This window comes from Urinicoccus massiliensis, from assembly GCF_900120405.1.
GTDB classification, from domain to species: domain Bacteria; phylum Bacillota; class Clostridia; order Tissierellales; family Peptoniphilaceae; genus Urinicoccus; species Urinicoccus massiliensis.
Genome location: NZ_LT635493.1, coordinates 995,043 through 1,014,977 on the forward strand (window position 1 = coordinate 995,043; position 19,935 = coordinate 1,014,977).

Consider the following 19,935-nt stretch of genomic DNA (forward strand, 5'->3'; position numbering starts at 1 on the left):
AATAAGTTAAGTTTATTTGTAAGTATATTTTTAGATTAAAGGAAAATCCAATGAAGAGAAAAATCTTGCTAGGGCTAGGTCTTCTTGTCTGCTTAATGGCCTGTGGTCAAGTAGAGAATAGTCCTTCTAGTAAAGACCATGAAAGCCAAAATCAGGAGAAGATTTTTAGCCGAATCAAAGAAGAGGGGGACCTAAGATCCTACTGCTTAGAAACAAGGGCGCAAGGGGACTCTTATGAAATAATCTCTCAAATTGAAGCCATGAAGGAGCCGAATATTTCCCACATTCAATGGGAAAGTCAAGAGGGGGATAAGATAAAAAAAGGAGAAGAATTTCGCCTCGATGATTCCATCTTTCATAAAAAAACAGATGGGTCCTGGGAAAAAAGATCCCCAATGGAAGGTAGTCAATTTAAGGCTAAGACAGAGCTTAGTACCAAAACTCTTTTAAGACCTTTAGAAAGATTTTACCAGGTCAAAGAAGAGGGAGATGCCTATATTTTGACTTTGGCATCAGGGGATGAAAATATCCAGGAAATCAAAACTATCCTCCAAGGAAAAGAAAGTTTTGATGAATTAATGTCTTTAAAGGTGACCTTTAGCTTTGATAAAAAGACGGGGTTTCCCTTGTCTTATGACTGGGAAGCTCAGGTTTACAATAAGGAATCTAAGGAAGAAAGGACCATCCAGCAAAAGGGGCAGTATAGTAGAGTGAATGAATTGGAAGGCCTTGAACTTCCTGATGAGATTAAGGAAGAAATCATAAAGGAATGATTGGAAAGAGTGAAAAGTCTTCTTGGTTGGGCTAGGGAGGCTTTTCATTTTTTTGTTGACAGGAGTTAGAGAAGCTGCTATTATGGTAAAAACTAAGCAGGAAGGACCTGCTTTTCATGGAAGGGGGCGATAAGCCATGGATCAAGAAGTCTGTATGTCGCAAAGACCGCCAGCCTCTAGGACATGTCCTATGACTGGGCTAGAATCTTGGACTCCTTTTGCCATGACTTGCCGGCCCTTAACCTCTTATCATGAAGATTAAATAGGGGTTATGTCATTTGTCCGGGAGCTATTTGTATAGCTTCCCTTTTTTATAGGGAAATGGACAGGAAGAAGTAGAAGACCAAAAAAGGAGGACCTATGAAGGAAAAAGATCGACCGGTTATTGGCATTGTAGCCACCAGGTGTCGCCGAGACGACCCGCCCTTTGGGGAAAAGTGGATTACCTATATCAATTCATGTTATGTGGAATCTGTCTCCAACAATGGGGGAGCCCCCCTGATGATTCCCTTTTCCAAACGGGCCACAGACGGGATGCGGATGTTGGAATTTTGTGATGGATTGATTTTCCCCGGGGGCACGGACCTCAACCCCATGTTCTATAATGAAGAACCCACAAAAGACCTGGGACCTGTTGATCCGGAAACGGATGAATATTTGGCAGAGCTTATGACTGGGTCCATTGTCTTGAAAAAACCCATCCTGGCCATTTGCAAGGGGATGCAGCTGATGAATGTCCTCTTAGGTGGGAGTCTTTACCAGGACTTAAGCAAGAGGAAGAAAAGTACCCTGAGCCACCATCAATTCATTGACCGGTCCTACCCCCACCACCGGGTGGACCTACTGGAGGGGTCCTTGATGCGAAAAATCTTCCGCCAAGAGAGTATTTACACCAACAGCATCCACCACCAATCCTGTCGCTTTGTTCCCCAGGCCTTACGGATTACCGGCCGGACCCAGGACGGGGTGGTGGAAGCCGTTGAAGGGGTGGACCAGCCCCTCTTGGGTGTCCAATGGCACCCGGAAGACATGGTGGGTGGTGGAAAAACAAGTTACATGAATGAATTGTTTCGCTATTTTATAGAAGTTATGGTGGGAGGTGAACCATGGATTTTGAAAAACTAATGGACCTGGTGGACCAAGGCCAGGAGGAAGTCATCAGCTACCGCCGGAGATTTCATGAGCACCCGGAACTTTCCTTTCAGGAAGTGGAAACAAGGGCCTTCATTCAGGAAAAGTTACAGGCCTGGGGCATTCCTTGCAAGAGGGTGGCCAAGACAGGCCTGGTGGGAGAAATCCAAGGAGGCCTTCCCGGCCCCACCCTGGCCCTTAGGGCAGACATGGACGCCCTGCCCATCCAGGAGGAAACAGACCTGGCCTTTGCCTCTAAAAATCCAGGAGTCATGCATGCCTGTGGCCATGATGCCCATGCAGCCAACCTCTTGGGTGTGGCCAAGGTTTTAAATCAAATAAAAGACCAACTTCCCGGCCGGGTCAAGTTGATTTTTCAACCGGCGGAAGAAGCCGGAGGAGGCGGGCGAGAAATCGTCAAAAGTGGCCTTTTAGATGACGTTGACCTGGCCCTGGGCTTTCACGTTTGGGTGGCTCCGGAGGGGAAAATCCGCATCCAAAAGGGCTACACCACAGCCTATTCCGATGCCATTGGCCTAGATATTTATGGCAAGGCCTCCCACAGCTCCCGGCCCAAGGAGGGGGTGGACGCTCTTTTTATCAGCTCTAAAGTTTTAGACCACATCTACAGCCTAAAAGACCGGCTCTTTAACCCCCAAGACCAATACACCCTGAGTCTGGGAAAAATTCATGGGGGCCAGGCCATTAACATCCTGCCGGACCACATCCACATTGACGGCATGATTCGGTCCATGAACCCCCAAGTTCGTCAGGACCTAAAGGAGATGGTGGAAAAAATTGTCCGGGAAATTCCCCAGCTCTATGGAGGACGGGGGGAATTTACCTTCAAGGAAGGCTACCCCAGTGTCTATAATGACCCGAGCTTACAAAAAAATGCCCTGGATTATTTAAAAAATAGCCTTAAAAATCTTATAAAAGATTTGAATTTGGGTATAAATTCTATGTCTATACAAGATTATTTGATGGATGACCCCGGGACGGAACTTGGAGCAGAAGATTTTGGCTTTTATAGCCAAAAAGTTCCCAGTCTTTTTCTCTGGATTGGAACGGGCCTTGGACCCCAAGCTCACAATAATCAATTTATGATTAATGAAAATTGCCTGGTCTATATGACCCGTCTTATGGTGAGCCTATCGATACAACTATTGAAAACACATGAGGAGGAGAGAGATGAAGAAAACTAAATTAGGCCTTTTGGCCCTGGCCCTGGTCCTAGTTCTTACCGCCTGTGGAGGATCTGGAGGGTCTAAAGAGGCCCCAGCTGGCGCAAGTCAAGATCCCGACACCCTAAGAGTGGCGGTGGCCTCGGATGCCATTACCCTGGATCCTGAAAAATACAACGACGTCTATTCAGAAAATGTTATGAAGCAAATTTACAACAAGCTCATGGACGTGGACAAGGATGGAAAGCTGGTGGAAAGTCTGGCAGAATCCATAGACCAACCTGACGCCAAGACCTTTATCGTCCACTTGAAACCCGGAGTTAAATTCCACAATGGAGATACTTTGAAGGCCAGCGACGTAGTCTTTAGTCTGAAACGCCTCATTAACAGCGATGGCTACAGCTACATTTTTGGCAAGATTATCCCTGAAAGCCTCAAGGCCACAGATGACTTGACCCTAGAATTTAAGCTAAACCAAGCAGACGGGTCCTTCCTGGCTGCCCTGGCCCATCCCTCTGCAGCCATCTTAAGTGAAAGGGCTGTAACAGAAGCCGGAGATGGCTATGACAAGGCCCCTGTTGGGACTGGCCCCTACAAGTTTGATTCCTGGACCAAACTCCAAGAAATCAAGCTGAGCCGTTTTGATGACTACTTTGGCGACAAGGCCAAGATAAAAAACCTGGTCCTAAGGATTATTCCTGAAGCCAACAACCGGGTTATTGAATTGGAAAGTGGCGGGGTTGACCTGGCCTATGAAGTGGCCCCCAAGGACATTCAAAAAATTGAAGAAAATGAAAATCTGCAAGTCTTCCGTCGCCTGGACCGGTCCATCCACTTCTTAGGTCTACGTTGTGACCAAGATGGGGCCTTTGCTAACCCCAAGGCCAGAGAAGCCATGGCCCATGCCATTAACATGGAAGAAATTGTAAAGACCGTCTTCCAAGGAGTGGGCAAGGTGGCGACAGGACCTGTCAATCCTGAATTCCCCTACAGTATTTCTGACAAGTTGGAAGCTAGAAAATACGACCCTGACCTGGCCAAAAAATTATTTGCAGAGGCAGGCATTGAACCGGGCCACACCTTTAAGCTCTATGTCAACGACAACCAACAAAGACAAGACATGGCCCAAATTATTCAAGCCCAATTGCAAGACCTGGGCTACAATGTAGAAATTACCACCCTGGAATGGGGCGTCTATATGAATGCGGTGAAAAACAAGGAACACGACATGTTTATCATGAGTTGGAACCCATCCATCCAAGATATCCACTATGCCATGTTCTCTCCCTTCCACTCCAAGAACCTAGGAGAAGGACCCAACTTCATGTTCTACCAAAATCCGGAAGTGGACAAGCTCTTGTCTGACGCCATCCAATTGGATAACGGCCCAGATAGGGAACAACTCTACCAGCAAGCCCAAGAAGTGGTAGACAAGGACCACCCCTGGATCTACATTGCCAATGGAGAACAAGTCCTGGGAGCCAGCAAGGCTGTCAAAAACTTTGATATCCTGGCCGGGACCTCCCAAGCCCTATGGACCATTGAAAAATAAGATAGGATAAATGAAGAGCTGGCGAGTTCCCACGACTTGTGGGAACTTGTCTTTTAATAAAGGACAAGGATAGCCTATGTTGAAGTATATTTTCAAAAGAATACTTTCCCTGATACCCACCCTGATTGGTGTGAGTTTTATTGTATTTACCCTCCTGTATTTTACCCCTGGAGATGCGGTGACAGCCACCATGGGGGCCACAGCACCCAAGGAGGCCATGGAGGCCGCCAGGGAGTCTTTGGGTTTAAATGACCCCTTCTTTATCCAATACGGTCGTTTTTTAAAAAATGCCCTCTTGCATTTTGACCTGGGTAAGTCCTACATTACGGGAAATTCTGTCACAGACACCCTGGCCCAAGTCTTTCCCAACACCTTGAAGCTGGCCTTTTTCTCCCTGTCCATTGCCCTCTTTTTCGGCATTGGCCTGGGGATCTTCAGTGCAGTGAAAAAATATTCAGTCTGGGACCAAATTTCCATGGTTTTTGGCCTCATTGGTTTGGCCATGCCCATCTTTTGGTCGGGATTGCTTTTAATTCTTCTCTTTTCTGTCCGTTGGGGACTTTTGCCTTCCTCGGGTTTTATGGGTTTTAAGTACATGATCTTGCCGGGAATGGCCCTGGGACTCCAGTCCACAGCCGTCATTCTAAGGCAAACCCGGTCCTCCATGCTGGATGTCTTGGACCAGGACTATATTCGAACAGCCCGGGCCAAGGGGGTCAAGGAATCCAGGGTCATTATCATCCATGCCTTGAGAAATGCCCTGGTGCCAGTAATCACCAGTATCGGCCTCCAAATGGGCAGCCTCCTAGGGGGGTCTGTCTTGACGGAAACAATTTTTTCCATTCCCGGCATTGGCCGGATTATGGTGGAATCCATAAAGACCAGGGACTACCCCCTGATCCTGGGCGGGGTCCTCTTTATTGCCCTGGCCTATTGTTTGATTTCCCTCTTGGTTGACATTCTCTATTCCGTAGTTGACCCCAAAATAAGAAGTAAGAGCAGGTGACAAAGATGCATTCAAGATCCAAAGATTTTTGGCGACAATTTAAAAAAAATAAACTGGCTGTCTTTGGCCTGGCCCTTTTGGGGATTATGATCCTTTTTTGCATCCTGGCCCCGGTTTTGACGCCTTATGGCTATGCAGACCAGGCCCTGGTGGACCGTTTCCAACTTCCTTCCGCTAGCCACATCCTGGGAACCGATGAATTTGGTCGCGACATCCTGAGCCGGATCCTCTATGGTGGCCGCCTGTCCTTTTTAATTGGCCTGGGGTCCATGGTGGTTTCTTTAATCGCCGGGACTTTTTTGGGAGCCCTAGCAGGATTTTTTGAAGGCCCCCTGGATGCATTTATCATGCGGATTATGGACATGCTCTTGGCCATCCCCCAATTGGTTTTGGCCATAGCCATTGCAGCAGCCTTGGGGGGAGGGATTGGCAATGTCATTTTAGCCGTATCCATCTCCAGTCTTCCGGGCTATGCTCGGATTATGCGGGCTAGTGTTTTGTCGGTGAAGAAGCAAGAGTACATTGAAGCGGCCCAAACGACAGGGGCCGGCCTGGGACGACTTTTGTTGGTCCACATCTTACCCAACTGCCTGGGCCCCTTAATTGTCCAAGCAACCTTAGGTGTAGGGGTCTCTATTTTATCGGCAGCTTCTTTAAGTTTTATCGGGGTGGGCATTGCCCCACCTACACCGGAATGGGGAGCCATGCTCTCTACTGGTCGGGCCTATATTCGAGACTATCCCCACCTGACCCTCTTTCCAGGTCTAGCCATTGCCTTGAGCATCTTCGCCTTAAATGTCCTGGGAGATGGAATTCGGGATGCCTTTGATCCCAAGCAAAGGAGGGCCTAATGTTTATTGAAATTAAAAATTTACACACCTATTTTCATACAGACCAAGGCCTGGTAAAGAGTATCCAGGGAGTCAATTTTTCCATACCGGCCCACTCCACCACCTGCCTTGTTGGAGAGTCAGGGTCGGGGAAGAGTGTGACCGCCCTGTCCATGATGGGCCTTCTTCCCAAGAAGCAAGCAGAAGTAGTTCAAGGGGAAATCCTCTTTGACGGCCAGGACCTCTTAAAGATGTCCCCCAGCCAATTAAGGCAAATGAGGGGGAGGGAAATGGCCATGATCTTTCAAGAACCCATGACTTCTTTAAATCCCGGCCTGACCATTGGCTACCAAATCCAAGAGGCCTTGAAAATCGGCCAGGACCTGGGGAAAAAAGAAAGCAGGCAAAGGGCCCTGGACCTGGTAAAAATGGTGGACCTGCCGCGACCTGAAAAAATTTTAAAGGCCTACCCCCATCAACTTTCCGGGGGCCAAAGGCAAAGGGTCATGATTGCCATGGGCCTGGCCAACAAGCCCAAGCTCCTAATTGCTGATGAGCCTACAACGGCCTTGGACGTAACCATCCAGGCCCAGGTCCTTTGTCTTTTGGACCAGCTTAAGAAAAAAACCGGCACGGCCATCCTCCTCATTACCCATGACCTGGGCGTGGTGGCGGAAATGGCCGACTATGTTGTGGTCATGTTCCATGGCCGGGTGGTGGAAAGGGGAACCGTTTTTGAGATTTTTGACCAACCTGCCCACCCCTATACCCGGGCCCTTTTGGCGGCAAGACCCAGCATAAACATTCATGCAGACGGCATTGAAAGCCATGTGGAAAGCATCCGGGTCCAAGCCTCCCAAGAGGAAATTGACCAAGAAGAGCCCTTTGAAGAAATTTGGCTATCGGAAAGCCATATGGTTTCCATCTTTGCCAACCACCAGGAGGTGGACCATGACTAAAAGCCTATTAGAAGTGGAAAATTTAACAAAAAAATTCACCCTGGGGAAGAAACTTTTTGGTCAAAAGGAAGAACTTTTGGCCGTGGACAATGTATCCTTTAGCCTGGACCAGGGAAAAACCCTGGGAATTGTTGGTGAGTCGGGGTCCGGTAAGTCCACCCTGGCCCGGTGCATCATCGGCCTCTACCGGGAAGTCCAAGGGAAAATCCTCTTTGACGGCCAAGACCTGGTGACCCTGTCTAAAAAAGACTTTCGCAAGGTGAGGCCCCGAATCCAAATGGTCTTTCAAGACCCCTATTCATCCTTAAACCCCCGCTTTTCAGCAGGCAATATGATCCTGGAAAGCCTAAGAAATATGCCTGGGAGGGTCCAAGGAGACCCCCGGGAAAGGGTCAAAGAAACCATGGAACTTTGTGGCCTATCTTCCAGCTACTACAACCGCTACCCCCATGAATTTTCCGGAGGCCAAAGGCAGAGAATCAGTATTGCCCGGGCCCTGGTGACCCAACCGGACCTGGTGATTTTAGATGAACCCACCTCGGCCTTGGATGTCAGCATCCAGGCCCAAATCATTGACCTCTTAAAGGACCTCCAGAAGGAATTTTCCCTCACCTACCTCTTTATTTCCCATGACTTGGCTGTTGTGGCCAACCTCTGCCACCATGTGGCTGTAATGGAAAAGGGAAAAATTGTGGAAAGGGGGAGTCGGGATGAAATTTTTATCCACCCCCAAGAGGACTACACCAAAAAACTCCTAAGGGCCATTCCCGTTGACCATCCCTCAAAAAGGAAAGCCAGCTTTATTTGTGCCCAGGAAGAAAATTAAGACAAGTCAAGCAGAGGTTGTCAAAATCTCTGCTTTTTTCGTGGAAAAATTCCGGGAACTGGTGTATAATGAGAACATGAATCAATTTAGGCCGACCAAATTAGGAGGGAGGAAAAATGAGTCGACAACAAGAAAGTTACTTAAAGGTCATTTACGACCTTATGCTTCGCTATGGCCATGCCAGCAATAAAAGAATTGCAGAAGATTTAAATGTGGCTCCTGCTTCTGTAACAGAAATGATCCGTAAGTTAAAAGAAAATAACTGGGTCCAAGTGAGTTTTCATAAGATTACCCTTACACCGGAAGGGGAGGACCGGGTCAAGAACCTCTTAGACCGCCACCGGCTTTGGGAGACCTTTTTGTTGACCAAGTTGGACTATCCTCCGGACAAGGTCCATGGACTGGCGGAAAGTTTGGAGCATGCTTCTGACGGCCAGCTCATTGACCGACTAAACAAGTACCTGGCCTATCCCAAAACCTGTCCCCATGGAGGCCCCATCTATGTCAATGGGGGCCAAGAAGTTGCAGAATCCTTGTGGGACAAGGAAGACCAGGGGCCCTTTGAAATCCTGCAAATTATTGATGAACTCAACTACAACCACTATGAACGCCGGGGCCTACTGCCTGGCGCCCAACTGGAGTTGAGGAAAAAATTTTCTGAAAATATGACTGTGAGACTGGAAGGGAAAAATGCCACCCTGAGTAAAAAAGAAGCGGAAAATATTCTGGTGGTAAAAAAATAGTCAAGATGCCTAATTTGTGGTAAAATAACACAGATAGGAGGAGCCATGAAAAAACTAATCTTGCTAGTTTCCTTGAGCTTGTGCCTGACAGCTTGTTCAAGCCTGGAGCCAGGCCTAGAAAGAGCCAAGGACTTTTTCCAGAAAGAATCCAGCCAGGAAGGCAAAAGCAAAAAGAATAAAGAAAAATCCATTTTTACAAAAATAAAGGAAGTCCAAAACGACACCCCCCTGTCCAAGGGAGTGGTGGGGTCTGTCAATGGGGTAGACCTCTTTCATGAAGCGGGCAACCACCTGGAAGACCCCAGCCTTATGATTGAAGGCGTCAATGACTTTAGTGGAGGCAAAGACCTGAGCCAATTGACAGAAGTGGGAGACTACCTGGTAGACTATGAAATGGGGGCCAGTATGATCCGGGAGCTCTTGTTAAAGGACAAGCCCCACCGCTATGAAACAAAGGCCGAAGCAGTCACCCCCAGCCAGGAAGACCTGGGCTACGCCCTGGACTACTTCAACTATTTGACAGAAATTAACACCTGCCTGTCCCAGGACAAGAGCTTTGAAGGGGCGGCCCTTTATCCAACACTGATCTGGGCAAAAAAATACAAGGACAGCGACTTAACTGCCTATTATTTTAGGGAATACATTGATGGAGACATTCGGTCTTCTGGTAACCAGGCCACAGTGGTCATGGATAAAAACCACCGCCTGGTCCACTACCTGTCCTATGGGAAACGAAACCCCTTGACCTTGGCCTACAAGCCCAATTGGTCCAAGGAGACAGCCATTAAAAAACTGGTCCGGCAATTGGGTAAAAACATCGGCGGCATCAATGACAACTATGACTTAATCGACTTTTACTACCAAGTCCCGGCCTTTGAAATTACCAGGGCTACAGACAAGCAGTACAAGCCCCAATTTATGGGAGAATACAAGTCCGACAAGAATGTCTACATGGTCTATGTCCGCCATGACGGAGACTATGTGCCAGGTCAAACAAGCCAAGACCAGGCCCAAAAAACAAGTGAAGATGCAGAATAAAAAAGCGTGAACTGGGTGTTCACGCTTTTTCTATAGAAACGTTAAAAAGCCTTGACTAAATACGTATTAGCACGTATGATTAATCTTGTAAGGAGGAATCATCATGCCAATGACGTCTAAGCAGATGATTAAATTTCTTAAAAAGAACGGCTTTACTTATATTAAAAGTGGAGATGGTTCCCATAAGAAATTTAAGAATTTCAAGACAGGAAGGATAACAACTGTTCCTGACCATGGATCCAAGGATTTACCAAAACCCTTGGAACACCTAATCTTGAAACAAGCGGGGCTGAAATAAGCCCCTCCTTACCTACATAAGGAGGGATTTTATGTTTGTGACGTATCCAGCTATTTTTTATAAAAACCTAGAGGAAGAAGGCTATACTGTGGTATTTCCAGATTTACAGGGATGTGTAACTTGTGGAAAAGATGAGAATGAGAGTATGCACATGGCCCAAGATGTTTTAGGGACTTATTTGTATGAATTTTATGTCGATAGAAAACCCATGCCAAGTTCCAGTGATATAGTCAACTTAACGACAAAAATAGATGACGAAGATAAGGAATATTTCTCTCAAAAGGGAAGTTTCCTTAGTTTGATAGGTATAGATTTAGCTGCCTATGTAAAAAAAGTAGCTTGTAAAAATGTGAAGAAAACCTTGACTATTCCAAGCTATCTAAATGAAATGGGGAAAAATGAAAATATTAACTTTTCTCAAGTACTAACAGATGCTTTAAAAGCTGAATTTGACATTGATTAGGTCCTGCTGGTTAGAAACTATCCATATTAAAGCAGATTATTATAAAGAATGGAAAGTTAATCCACTTTGTCAAATGGTTATGAAGAGGGGCAGAAAATTTATGGGGTGTCCTTTATCGAAAAGAATCCCAAGAGGAAATGTAGGAACTTATCATCTGTGGCGGATTTGTAAATGGGAGTTGGATTATTGGTAACACTAAAGAAGACTGCTATATGGTTTAGAAAAATTTGAAATCCTCAAAGACGAAAAGCACAGGAACAATGAAATGTTCGCTGTGTTTTTTATTGGGGCTTGAATTTATAAGTTAGCTGGAAAAGAAGGGATCTACAATAGAGGGGGAGGTCAACGAGGCCTATCTTGTTTCATTTTCTCACCCCCTTAAGGTCCGTATTCTCCTGACTTAACATGAAGATAAATCAAGAGTTAATTCCAAGGAAGGCCAACCCTAGGTGGAAAAAGCAATAAAAAAACCATGCTAAGCCTTGAAAACAAGCCATTCTAGCATGGAAATTTTTTTATGGAGCTACCGGGGAGAATCGAACTCCCGACCTGCAGGTTACGAATCTGCTGCTCTACCGACTGAGCCACGGTAGCAAGTCTAGTCCTATTTTACAGCGGGGGAATCCCCCTGTCAAGAAGGCCTAGGCTGGAGAATTTACTTCCAGGTTAGGTTTTGATAGCCTGGGGCATGGACGGGAGAGTTGATTAAAAACCTCTCTTGGGCCAGGTCCAGCATGGGTTTGTCGTCCTTGTAGGAGTCGCTATAGGCCACGGTGGTGGCTTGGCTATAGGGGATCTTTTCTTTGTCAAAAAGGGCCTTGAGCCGGCGGACTTTTTCTTCCTTGGCATGGTTGAGGCCCCGGATCTTGCCGTCAATAAACCGGGTTCCCAGGATGTAGTCAAAGCCCAGGTCCCTACCCAGGGGCACCAGGTAGGCCTCCATGGAAGCGCTGACGAGAAAGAGGGTGTAGCCTTCTTTTTTTCTCCGGGAAAGTTCTTCCAGGGCGTCCTTGTAGTATTTTTTTGGCATGACCTGGTGTAAAAAAATGTCTTTTTCTTCCGGGGTCAAGAGGTCATAGTAGCTTAAAACGGAATTTTTCAAGTGGCGGTAGTCCCCTGCAAGTAGGGAGTGGACCAGGGAAAAGACCAGGCGCAAGACAAAGGGGAGGGCATGCAGGGGGTGATTTTTAAAAATAAATTTTAACAGGCTTCCAATGGAATGTTCCTGGGTAATGGTTTTATCAAAATCAAAAAGGGCAATTTTTTTCATCCTATACCTCCATGGTCTTTATTTTACCACACTTTAGGGGGAATAGAAGGGAAAGTTTTGGCCGGTCTTACCGGTTTTAAAAGGCCGGGACTTGTAGTATACTAGTTAGGTAAGTATCTTTTAACTTGTGCTGGATTCCAGTTAGAATTTAGGTGAATGATGAAGATTCTCCATGTGGATTTGGATGCCTTTTATGCATCGGTTGAGGAATTGGACCATCCTGAATATAAAAACAAGCCCATGGCTGTGGGGGGCCAAAGGGACGATGGGATTTTGACTACGGCCAACTATGCCGCCAGGGCCTACGGGGTTCATTCGGCCATGCCAGTTTTTATGGCCAAGAGTCTCTGTCCCCAACTCAAGGTCCTCCCCCTTCACCGGGAAAAGTACCTGGAAAAATCCCGGGAGGTCTTTGAAGTTTTAAAGACCTTTAGCCCCCTGGTGGAGCAGGTTTCCATTGATGAGGCCTATCTGGCCATTGACCACTGGCCTGGGGACTATGAAAAAAGGGCCTGGGACCTCAAAAAAGCGGTTAAGGACAAGACGGGGCTGACCCTGTCTGTGGGCCTGTCCTATAATAAATTTTTGGCAAAATTAGCCAGCGATTGGAAGAAACCCGACGGCTTTTTTATGATTGGTCCCGAGGATATTCCGGACCTCCTCCTTCCTTTAAAGGTGGAAAAGGTCCATGGGGTGGGGCAAAAGTCGGCAGAAAAGTTAAAGGCCCTGGGGATTTATACTGTTGGGGACCTCTACCAACTGGACCGGGCCTTCCTCTACCAGCACTTTAACAAGGCGGGGATCCAATGGTACGATCGGATCCGGGGGATTGACCCCAGAGAGGTCAGTCCGTCGGGAAAAAGAAAGAGCTTGGGAACGGAAACCACCCTGGAAAGGGCCAGCCAGGATCCGGAAGTCTTATGGACCTATATCCTGGACCTCTGCCGGGAATTGGAAGGGGACTGCCTGGACAAAAATATCCAGGGCTACACCCTGACCCTCAAGGTCAAGACGGGAAAGTTCAAAACCCATACCCGGTCCAGGACCTTGGAACTTCCCATCTACCGGGCAGAAGACATGGTCTTGGTTTTGGAAGACTTGTTTCCCGAGGTCTACCAAAAAACAGAAAGCTATCGCTTGGTCGGCGTGAGCCTGTCCAATTTAATGGACCGGTCCATCCGGCAATTAACCTTTTTATAAGGAGGAGCTATGGGACAATTAGTCTTAACAGAAGCAGAAGTTCGAGAGCGGTTTAAAAAAAGACAGGTGGGTTTTTACGAGTTTTTTAACTTTCAATTTGAAGAACTCACAGACGACCATTTAACCATTAGCCTGGATTGTGGTCATGAAATGCTAAACCCCCTGGGCAATATCCATGGTGGTGTCCTCTTTACCATTGGGGACCAGGCTGCCGGGGTCTTTGCCATGGCAGTGGGTCGGGGGTCTGTGACCCTTAAGGGGAGTATGGACTATTTACGGCCGGGCCAGGTGGGGAAGATTTACGCCACAGCCAGCCTGATCCACAAGACTAAAAAAACAGTTTTACTGGAAGTTAGCATTGAACAAGACCAAAGACGGATTGCCTACGGAATTTATAATTTTTATGTAAGAACACAGAGGTAGGAAGGGGGCACAAGGGGACTTGTGTCTTTCTTTAAAAAGATTGGAAAAACGATTGCATGGTGAAAATCACCTATGCTATACTAAGAAGAGAGAGAGGAGGATTTTATGAGCAAGAAATTTTATGGTAACCTGCTATTATTTTTAACGGCATTTATTTGGGGGACATCCTTTGTGGCCCAGGTTCTGGGAGGGCAAAGTTCCATTGGACCCTTTACCTTTAACTTTTCCAGAAACATGGTGGCAGGATTTTTCCTTTTAATTATTGTGATTCCCTTTTTATCCAATAGGGACAAAAAGGCCAACAATGGCGTGGCTCCAGACAAGGGGGACCAAAAAACCCTGCTTTTAGGAGGAATTTCTTGTGGCCTGGCCCTATTTTTCGCCATGACCTTCCAACAAATCGGCATTATGGAATCCACTGCTGGCAAGGCCGGTTTTATTACTGCCCTCTACATAGTCATCGTCCCCTTGCTGGGGGTTTTTATCGGCAAGCGGGTGACCTTGAAGATGTGGGCCTGCGTAGTTATTGCAGCCATTGGTATGTACTTATTGAGCTTTAAAAGTGGCTTTGACATTGGCAAGGGGGACATCCTACTTTTAATTTGCGCCGTCTTGTTTTCGGTCCACATCCTGGTTATCGACCATTTTTCTCCCAAGGTAGACGGGGTTAAGATGAGCTGTATCCAATTTTTTGTCGCTGGATTTTTTTCCTTGGTCCTGGCCCTGGTAAGGGAAAATGTGGTTTTTGCCAACATTTTAGAATCAGCTATTCCCATTCTCTATGTGGGGATCCTGTCCTCAGGAATTGGCTACACCCTACAAATTGTGGCCCAAAAGGACACAGACCCTACGGTGGCATCCTTGATTTTAAGTCTGGAAAGTGTCTTTGCAGCTATTTCCGGAGCCATCTACCTCCACGAGAGAATGACTCCAAGAGAGCTCATTGGCTGTGCCATTATGATGGCGGCCATTGTCTATGCCCAAGTTCCTGAAAAAAAGAAGCTTGGCAAGCTAAATTAAGCTAACCATAACTACCCGTTTTTAGAGTGACCCCATAAAGTTGGACCTAATCGAGTAAGCATTTCGCTTGCTCGATTTTGTTATTACATAACATTCGTTCTATGCGGATTGTATGGATAAAACATACCACATCCTGTCATGTTAAGATGAGCAGGTGATAGTATAGAGGATAAATATATCCTATGCTTGGGTAGAAGTCAAAAAATAAAATGGTCTTAAAGTGATAGGAGGAATCAAAATTCTTTACATAAAAAATCTTCTTTGCTATAATAAAAGCAAAATAGGTTCTGTCTACCCGGCAGAAAGGAGATTTTTGTGAAACCTATTTTTGTTTGTTTAGGATTTATTTTTATGGGTCTAGGGATTCTTGGTGTTTACTTACCCCTATTACCCGCAACACCATTCTTCCTATTAGCGGCAGGTTGCTTTTCCAAAGGATCTAAAAAATTTGATCAGTGGTTTAAATCTACAAATTTATACAAAAAAAACATAGAGCCCCTTAAAAATAAAGAGGGGTTCACTCGCAAAAAAAAGATAAAAATTTTAGCGATGGTAACTTTCTTTTTAGGCATTTCATTTTATTTTGTCAACCATTTTCATGCTAGGTTGGCTCTTATTTTGGTGCTCATTTTTCATTATGTTTACTTCCTTTTTTGCGTGAAAACAAGAACGGAGGAAGAGTATGTTTAATCGAAGACTTTTAAAAGAAATTGATCAAGAAAAAATACTCATCTTTATTCTGTGTATGCTTAAGTTAGGAATTTTAGGCTTAAATGTTGCCTTAATTTTTGTCCTAGCTGATTTTGTGATGCAAATAACTCAGGGACAAGAAGAATTTTTAGTTTTTTCAGGTAAAGTGGTTGTCATAATGTTAACTGGTTATCTGTTTACTCGTTTGTATTCTTATGTTTCTTATTTTGTATCTATTCGAATCAAGGGGAAATTGCGTAAGGCTCTTTTTGAAAAAGTTTATGGATTTAAACAAAATTTTGGTCAAAAAGTGTCTATAGCCAAGGTCATACAGACCAGCGTGGAAGGAATTGAACAACTGAATCTTTTTTATGCAGAGATGTTACCTCAAGTTGTTTATTCCATCCTAGCTCCCCTTTTGCTATTTATGCTTCTTTATCCCATGAATAAAAGTATTTCTTTAACTCTTTTAGCTGTTATACCGGCAATTCCTCTAGCAATTCTTTTAGTGCAAGCTTTAGCTTCTAGGGTTGTTAAATCGTATTGGAAATCCTACACAAACTTAGCAGAAGTTTTTATTGACTTTCTTTATGGGATGACAACGTTAAAAATTTTTGAAGTAGATGAGGATCAAAATCAACGACTAAACAGTTTGGCAGAAGATTTTCGTAAAAAGACGATGAAGCTCTTAGTAGTTCAACTTAATAATATTACAGCAATGGATTTGGTGGCATATTTAGGAACGGGTCTGGGAATTGTTCTATCTATTTTAGCTTTCTTAAAAGGGGAAATGAATTTACGGAATTCTTTGATTTTCATTCTTCTATCACAAGAATTTTTTACGCCCTTACGCCAACTAGGGTCCCTTTTTCATGTGGCTATGACAGGAATATCAGCGGCAGAAGATCTCTACACTGTTCTAGAAATGGAAGAAAAAAGAGATGGCGAAAATCATTTAGAGGCAGGTGAGCTAGGGGTAAGATTTGAAAGATTAGATTTTTCTTATACGGAAAAAACATTTATGACCAAACTCAACTTAAACTTTAAGAAAAATGCCATTACAGCCCTGGTTGGAAGGTCAGGATCTGGAAAATCAACGATAGCTAAGCTGGTTATGGGTCAAATTGAGGCGAAAGGAGGAGAAATTTACTATGGAGAAAAGACGAATCCAAAAAACCAAGATCTTCTAGAATCTCTTGCCTATGTAGATAATACTCCTTATTTTTTCACAGGAAGCCTAGCTTATAATTTGAGAATAGCTAAACCAAATGCCAGTGAAGATGAATTATGGAAAGTTTTAGACCAACTTTGCTTAGCTGATTATTTCGAAGAACAAGAAGGCTTAAATACAAAAATTAGTGAAAGTGGCAGCAACTTATCTGGAGGACAAAAACAACGACTCGCAATTGCTCGAGTTCTTTTAAAAGGTGCCAGGATTTTAGTTTTAGATGAAGCTATTTCCAACATTGATGCAGAAAGTGAAGAAATCATTCTGGAGCTTTTAGAAAAGTTAAAGAAAAATACGAATATTATCCTCATTACCCACCGATTAAAAAATACTCGGATTGCAGATTATATTTACTTTTTAGATTATGGGAAAGTTATACAAGAAGGTCCTTTTAACCACGTTAAGCAAGAAGGGATTTTTGCCATGCTCTACCAACAGCAAGAAGAATTAGAAAAGTGGGGGATAAAAAATGCAAACTTATAAAAAATCATTGCTTTTATTAAAAGACCTTTTATTTCTCGTTAGGCCCTTGGCTTTTCCAATGATGGGAGCTGTCTTTTTTGGAGCCTTGGGACATATTTTGGCTACGGCGATTCCAAGTCTTGGGAGTTATTGGCTTTTGACGGGGGAATTCAACGTTAAAACGGGCCTAATAACCTTTGGTATTTTGGCTCTATGCCGATCCTTATTTCGCTATTTTGAACAACTGTTAAATCATTTTGTGGCTTTTAGAACCTTGGCTATTATACGAGATAAAGTTTTTCGCAAGCTGAGAGATTTAGCTCCTGCAAAAATGGAAGAAAAAAATAAAGGAGAACTCATTTCTGTAATCAGTGCAGATATTGAATTAATGGAAGTTTTTTATGCTCATACTATTTCTCCGGTCATAATTGCCATTATTCATACCTTGGTTCTTACAATCTTTATGGTAAAGATTCATTGGGCCATAGGTCTTTGTTTACTTGTTTCGCATTTAATTCTTGGAGTAGCTGTGCCTATTTATACAGAGAAAAAATCTAGAGACTTAGGCCCAATCCAAAGAAAAATTTTATCTGATCTCAATCTAAATATTTTAGAAAGTTTTAAGGGGATTAAAGAACTTGTCAACTTTAACTATGGAGATAAAAGATCGCAAGAAGTTACCGAGCAAACCAAGAAATTAAATCAAGCTACAAAAAATTTAACGAGAGACAGTGGAAAAAGTTTTGGCCTTTCGAGGCTTTTGGTTTTTGCTTTATCTGGATTTTTTGGAGTTTTTGCTGCGAAACTTTATCAAGATGGACAAATTCCCTTTAATTTATTTATTTTTTCCTGGGTTATCTTTTTATCCTCCTTTGGACCGACATCAGCCCTAGCTTCCTTAGCCAACAATCTTGTGGTAACTCTAGCTTGTGCCAGGAGAGTCCTAGGCCTCTTAAAAGAAGATCCTAAAGTAGACGAAGTATTGGGAGGAAAAACTTTTGATTATGAGAATTTTAAAGTTGAAAAAGTCACTTTCTCTCATGATAAGACACCCTTATTAGATCAATTTTCTATGGAAGGAGGAAAAAACCAAATCATTGGATTGGCGGGGAAATCTGGTTGTGGAAAATCGTCCCTTATTCAGTTGATGATGCGGTTTTATGATCCAGAAAAGGGAAAAATAAACTATAATGGAATTAATTTAAAAGAGATAAATAGTTCCAACTTAAGAAAGAATATAGGGTATTTGTCCCAGTCTACCCACTTATTTAAAGGGAGCATTCGAGATAATTTATTAATTGCCAAAAAAGGTGCTACAGAAGAAGAGTTAATTTATGCTTGTAAAAAGGCGGCTATTTATGATTTTATAAAGGATTTACCCCAGGGGTTGGATACAGAAATTGTACGAGATCAAAATCTTTTATCCTCTGGGGAGATGCAACGGCTTTCTATGGCCAGATTGTTTTTAAAAAATCCTAAACTCTACCTTCTAGATGAACCAACAGCGAATGTCGATGCCATGACAGAAGGGATAATCTTAAAGTCTATCTATCAAGATAGGCAAGATAAAACTATCTTAATCACATCTCATCGAGAATCTACCTTAAGAATATGCCAGGCAGTCATCTATATGCAAAGACAGATTCGATCTTAGAGGGAAATGCATGACGGATTTAAACTTAACCAAACCTCAGATAAATTATCTACTCTATATTTTAGAAAATAAAGGACCAAAGACGATTACAGCTTGTGCAAATTATTTTATCTGTTCAAAAACCAACGCTAAAAAAATCCTAGACAAAATGATGACTGTGGGTCTCTTATATAAGAATGGACAAGACTATCAATTGACAAAAATTGCCTATAAAATTGCTTTGGACTACCATCAAAGAAAAGAAAATTTAGAGCTTTTTTTACAGGAAACTTTTTGTCTAAATGAGGAGGAAATAAAAGAACTTGTAAGTATTCTTTTAACAAGCAAGGGGGAAAATTTTTTTAATCAAATAAATAAGAAGGTAAAAATTCTTAGGGAAATTCATACAAAAAAGCTAGGTAAAAAAGATTGGACAAATTACGACTTTAAAAAGTATTTTTTGCCAGGCCTATATCCTATAACCTGTTGCTTGTATAAAAAATCAAAAGAGGATTTTTCTCGTTTAAAACCTTGTATCCTTCGGGAAAATTTTGAAGCACAATCTTATCTTGAGGTCAATGAGGACATTTCGATTCAATTAAAGGCAACAAGAATGACAAAAAATCAAGAAGGCTATCAAAAAAAGAGCGTTGTATCGAAGATTTCTTATCTTGGAGAAAATGGAAAAGAGGAAATAAATTCTAAAAACGGGTTATTTACCTTGCATCTACCCCAAGACCTGTCGTGGTACAACCTAGGACAAGGTTTGTTGCAAACTGGAATTTATTTAACGATAGAATCCTATCTTGGCCTAGGCTTACAAGTGGAAAGAGTTGTATGTATTTTAACTTTAAACCTGTTCAATATTTAAGAAAAACAAAACCAGGGTTAACAGAAAGAAGAGAGAGAATTTTGGCAAAATGTACAAACAATAAAGTGTAAATTATACAAAATTTATTAAATAAGATAAAAAAAACTATAAAGCTTAATAAAAGAGAGGAATAAGTTAACCTAGGTTGACTTATTTTTTTATAGGAAAAGACTTTTTAAAAAGAGGAAATACGTTATATTTTAATAGCATTAATGATAATAGCTATCAACGGGTAGATAGAATTACTATTTGAGAAAGGAATGAATGCTCACTAAAATGGAGATTAATTTACAAGTAAAAAGACTAGTTTTAGCCCTGTTGTTTGTATGGATTAG

General features: G+C 43.4%; 20 protein-coding genes and 1 tRNA gene. 19 read left to right on the forward strand and 2 right to left on the reverse strand.

From position 1 onward, the window contains the following. Positions 1-50 precede the first annotated feature (50 nt). The 12 genes from BQ7400_RS09295 to BQ7400_RS09350 all read left to right on the forward strand — a co-directional run bounded on the left by BQ7400_RS09295 (position 51) and on the right by BQ7400_RS09350 (position 10,803). Positions 51-773, forward strand: coding sequence for a DUF6612 family protein (locus tag BQ7400_RS09295; protein WP_072470278.1), 723 nt, complete (start codon positions 51-53; stop codon positions 771-773). Between the two features lie 360 nt (positions 774-1,133). Continuing rightward, the gene (locus BQ7400_RS09300) at positions 1,134-1,898 is read left to right on the forward strand and encodes a gamma-glutamyl-gamma-aminobutyrate hydrolase family protein (RefSeq protein WP_072470279.1); all 765 of its coding nucleotides are present in this window, start codon (positions 1,134-1,136) and stop codon (positions 1,896-1,898) included. Beyond that, positions 1,880-3,109: a M20 metallopeptidase family protein gene (locus tag BQ7400_RS09305; RefSeq protein ID WP_072470280.1), complete on the forward strand. Its 1,230-nt coding sequence runs from the start codon at positions 1,880-1,882 to the stop codon at positions 3,107-3,109. Before BQ7400_RS09300 ends, BQ7400_RS09305 begins: the two co-directional genes overlap by 19 nt. Beyond that, a complete protein-coding gene (locus tag BQ7400_RS09310; RefSeq protein WP_072470281.1) occupies positions 3,096-4,640 on the forward strand; it encodes an ABC transporter substrate-binding protein in 1,545 nt (514 codons plus the stop codon). Before BQ7400_RS09305 ends, BQ7400_RS09310 begins: the two co-directional genes overlap by 14 nt. Before the next feature lie 76 nt (positions 4,641-4,716). Next, a complete protein-coding gene (locus BQ7400_RS09315; RefSeq protein ID WP_034437792.1) occupies positions 4,717-5,646 on the forward strand; it encodes an ABC transporter permease in 930 nt (309 codons plus the stop codon). 5 nt (positions 5,647-5,651) lie between these two features. Continuing rightward, positions 5,652-6,497, forward strand: a complete 846-nt coding sequence (locus BQ7400_RS09320) for an ABC transporter permease (RefSeq protein WP_072470282.1) — start codon at positions 5,652-5,654, stop codon at positions 6,495-6,497. Then, positions 6,497-7,435, forward strand: coding sequence for an ABC transporter ATP-binding protein (locus BQ7400_RS09325; protein WP_245759431.1), 939 nt, complete (start codon positions 6,497-6,499; stop codon positions 7,433-7,435). Before BQ7400_RS09320 ends, BQ7400_RS09325 begins: the two co-directional genes overlap by 1 nt. Continuing rightward, complete coding sequence (locus BQ7400_RS09330; RefSeq protein ID WP_072470283.1) at positions 7,428-8,261, forward strand: ATP-binding cassette domain-containing protein; 834 nt, start codon at positions 7,428-7,430, stop codon at positions 8,259-8,261. Before BQ7400_RS09325 ends, BQ7400_RS09330 begins: the two co-directional genes overlap by 8 nt. A gap of 116 nt (positions 8,262-8,377) precedes the next feature. Continuing rightward, positions 8,378-9,004, forward strand: a complete 627-nt coding sequence (locus BQ7400_RS09335; protein WP_072470284.1) for a metal-dependent transcriptional regulator — start codon at positions 8,378-8,380, stop codon at positions 9,002-9,004. Between the two features lie 45 nt (positions 9,005-9,049). After that, positions 9,050-10,042, forward strand: a complete 993-nt coding sequence (locus BQ7400_RS09340) for a hypothetical protein (protein ID WP_072470285.1) — start codon at positions 9,050-9,052, stop codon at positions 10,040-10,042. A gap of 103 nt (positions 10,043-10,145) precedes the next feature. Further along, positions 10,146-10,340, forward strand: coding sequence for a type II toxin-antitoxin system HicA family toxin (locus tag BQ7400_RS09345; RefSeq protein WP_072470286.1), 195 nt, complete (start codon positions 10,146-10,148; stop codon positions 10,338-10,340). A 31-nt stretch (positions 10,341-10,371) separates the two neighbouring features. After that, entirely contained in the window at positions 10,372-10,803 is a 432-nt protein-coding gene (locus BQ7400_RS09350) for a type II toxin-antitoxin system HicB family antitoxin (RefSeq protein ID WP_072470287.1), read from the forward strand. Between the two features lie 518 nt (positions 10,804-11,321). On the opposite strand, the gene BQ7400_RS09355 is transcribed toward BQ7400_RS09350, so the two are convergent. Further along, positions 11,322-11,397: transfer RNA gene (locus tag BQ7400_RS09355), tRNA-Thr, on the reverse strand. Positions 11,398-11,458: 61 nt separating this feature from the next. Further along, positions 11,459-12,073, reverse strand: coding sequence for an HAD family hydrolase (locus tag BQ7400_RS09360; protein ID WP_072470288.1), 615 nt, complete (start codon positions 12,071-12,073; stop codon positions 11,459-11,461). 159 nt (positions 12,074-12,232) lie between these two features. Between BQ7400_RS09360 and BQ7400_RS09365 the strand changes: the two genes are divergently transcribed. The 7 genes from BQ7400_RS09365 to BQ7400_RS09395 all read left to right on the forward strand — a co-directional run bounded on the left by BQ7400_RS09365 (position 12,233) and on the right by BQ7400_RS09395 (position 19,600). Then, positions 12,233-13,273: a DNA polymerase IV gene (locus BQ7400_RS09365; protein WP_083553325.1), complete on the forward strand. Its 1,041-nt coding sequence runs from the start codon at positions 12,233-12,235 to the stop codon at positions 13,271-13,273. Positions 13,274-13,282: 9 nt separating this feature from the next. After that, positions 13,283-13,696 carry a PaaI family thioesterase gene (locus BQ7400_RS09370; protein ID WP_072470290.1) on the forward strand — a complete coding sequence of 138 codons (414 nt, stop codon included), beginning with the start codon at positions 13,283-13,285 and terminating at the stop codon, positions 13,694-13,696. 105 nt (positions 13,697-13,801) lie between these two features. Continuing rightward, entirely contained in the window at positions 13,802-14,716 is a 915-nt protein-coding gene (locus tag BQ7400_RS09375; protein WP_072470291.1) for a DMT family transporter, read from the forward strand. A 315-nt stretch (positions 14,717-15,031) separates the two neighbouring features. Next, a complete protein-coding gene (locus tag BQ7400_RS09380) occupies positions 15,032-15,406 on the forward strand; it encodes a YbaN family protein (protein ID WP_072470292.1) in 375 nt (124 codons plus the stop codon). Then, a complete protein-coding gene (locus BQ7400_RS09385) occupies positions 15,399-17,117 on the forward strand; it encodes an ABC transporter ATP-binding protein/permease (RefSeq protein WP_072470293.1) in 1,719 nt (572 codons plus the stop codon). The genes BQ7400_RS09380 and BQ7400_RS09385 overlap by 8 nt, the downstream gene beginning before the upstream one ends. Next, positions 17,104-18,750 (forward strand): amino acid ABC transporter ATP-binding/permease protein, encoded by a 1,647-nt coding sequence (locus BQ7400_RS09390; RefSeq protein WP_034437802.1) that lies wholly within the window; start codon positions 17,104-17,106, stop codon positions 18,748-18,750. Before BQ7400_RS09385 ends, BQ7400_RS09390 begins: the two co-directional genes overlap by 14 nt. Positions 18,751-18,760: 10 nt before the next feature. Next, the gene (locus BQ7400_RS09395; RefSeq protein ID WP_072470294.1) at positions 18,761-19,600 is read left to right on the forward strand and encodes a helix-turn-helix domain-containing protein; all 840 of its coding nucleotides are present in this window, start codon (positions 18,761-18,763) and stop codon (positions 19,598-19,600) included. Positions 19,601-19,935: the final 335 nt, after the last annotated feature.

Coding starts and splice junctions, on each gene's coding strand:
- BQ7400_RS09295 (WP_072470278.1), top strand. CDS start 51: ATGAAGAGAAAAATCTTGCTAGGGCTAGGTCTTCTTGTCTGCTTAATG.
- BQ7400_RS09300 (WP_072470279.1), top strand. CDS start 1,134: ATGAAGGAAAAAGATCGACCGGTTATTGGCATTGTAGCCACCAGGTGT.
- BQ7400_RS09305 (WP_072470280.1), top strand. CDS start 1,880: ATGGATTTTGAAAAACTAATGGACCTGGTGGACCAAGGCCAGGAGGAA.
- BQ7400_RS09310 (WP_072470281.1), top strand. CDS start 3,096: ATGAAGAAAACTAAATTAGGCCTTTTGGCCCTGGCCCTGGTCCTAGTT.
- BQ7400_RS09315 (WP_034437792.1), top strand. CDS start 4,717: ATGTTGAAGTATATTTTCAAAAGAATACTTTCCCTGATACCCACCCTG.
- BQ7400_RS09320 (WP_072470282.1), top strand. CDS start 5,652: ATGCATTCAAGATCCAAAGATTTTTGGCGACAATTTAAAAAAAATAAA.
- BQ7400_RS09325 (WP_245759431.1), top strand. CDS start 6,497: ATGTTTATTGAAATTAAAAATTTACACACCTATTTTCATACAGACCAA.
- BQ7400_RS09330 (WP_072470283.1), top strand. CDS start 7,428: ATGACTAAAAGCCTATTAGAAGTGGAAAATTTAACAAAAAAATTCACC.
- BQ7400_RS09335 (WP_072470284.1), top strand. CDS start 8,378: ATGAGTCGACAACAAGAAAGTTACTTAAAGGTCATTTACGACCTTATG.
- BQ7400_RS09340 (WP_072470285.1), top strand. CDS start 9,050: ATGAAAAAACTAATCTTGCTAGTTTCCTTGAGCTTGTGCCTGACAGCT.
- BQ7400_RS09345 (WP_072470286.1), top strand. CDS start 10,146: ATGCCAATGACGTCTAAGCAGATGATTAAATTTCTTAAAAAGAACGGC.
- BQ7400_RS09350 (WP_072470287.1), top strand. CDS start 10,372: ATGTTTGTGACGTATCCAGCTATTTTTTATAAAAACCTAGAGGAAGAA.
- BQ7400_RS09360 (WP_072470288.1), bottom strand. CDS start 12,073: ATGAAAAAAATTGCCCTTTTTGATTTTGATAAAACCATTACCCAGGAA.
- BQ7400_RS09365 (WP_083553325.1), top strand. CDS start 12,233: ATGAAGATTCTCCATGTGGATTTGGATGCCTTTTATGCATCGGTTGAG.
- BQ7400_RS09370 (WP_072470290.1), top strand. CDS start 13,283: ATGGGACAATTAGTCTTAACAGAAGCAGAAGTTCGAGAGCGGTTTAAA.
- BQ7400_RS09375 (WP_072470291.1), top strand. CDS start 13,802: ATGAGCAAGAAATTTTATGGTAACCTGCTATTATTTTTAACGGCATTT.
- BQ7400_RS09385 (WP_072470293.1), top strand. CDS start 15,399: ATGTTTAATCGAAGACTTTTAAAAGAAATTGATCAAGAAAAAATACTC.
- BQ7400_RS09390 (WP_034437802.1), top strand. CDS start 17,104: ATGCAAACTTATAAAAAATCATTGCTTTTATTAAAAGACCTTTTATTT.
- BQ7400_RS09395 (WP_072470294.1), top strand. CDS start 18,761: ATGACGGATTTAAACTTAACCAAACCTCAGATAAATTATCTACTCTAT.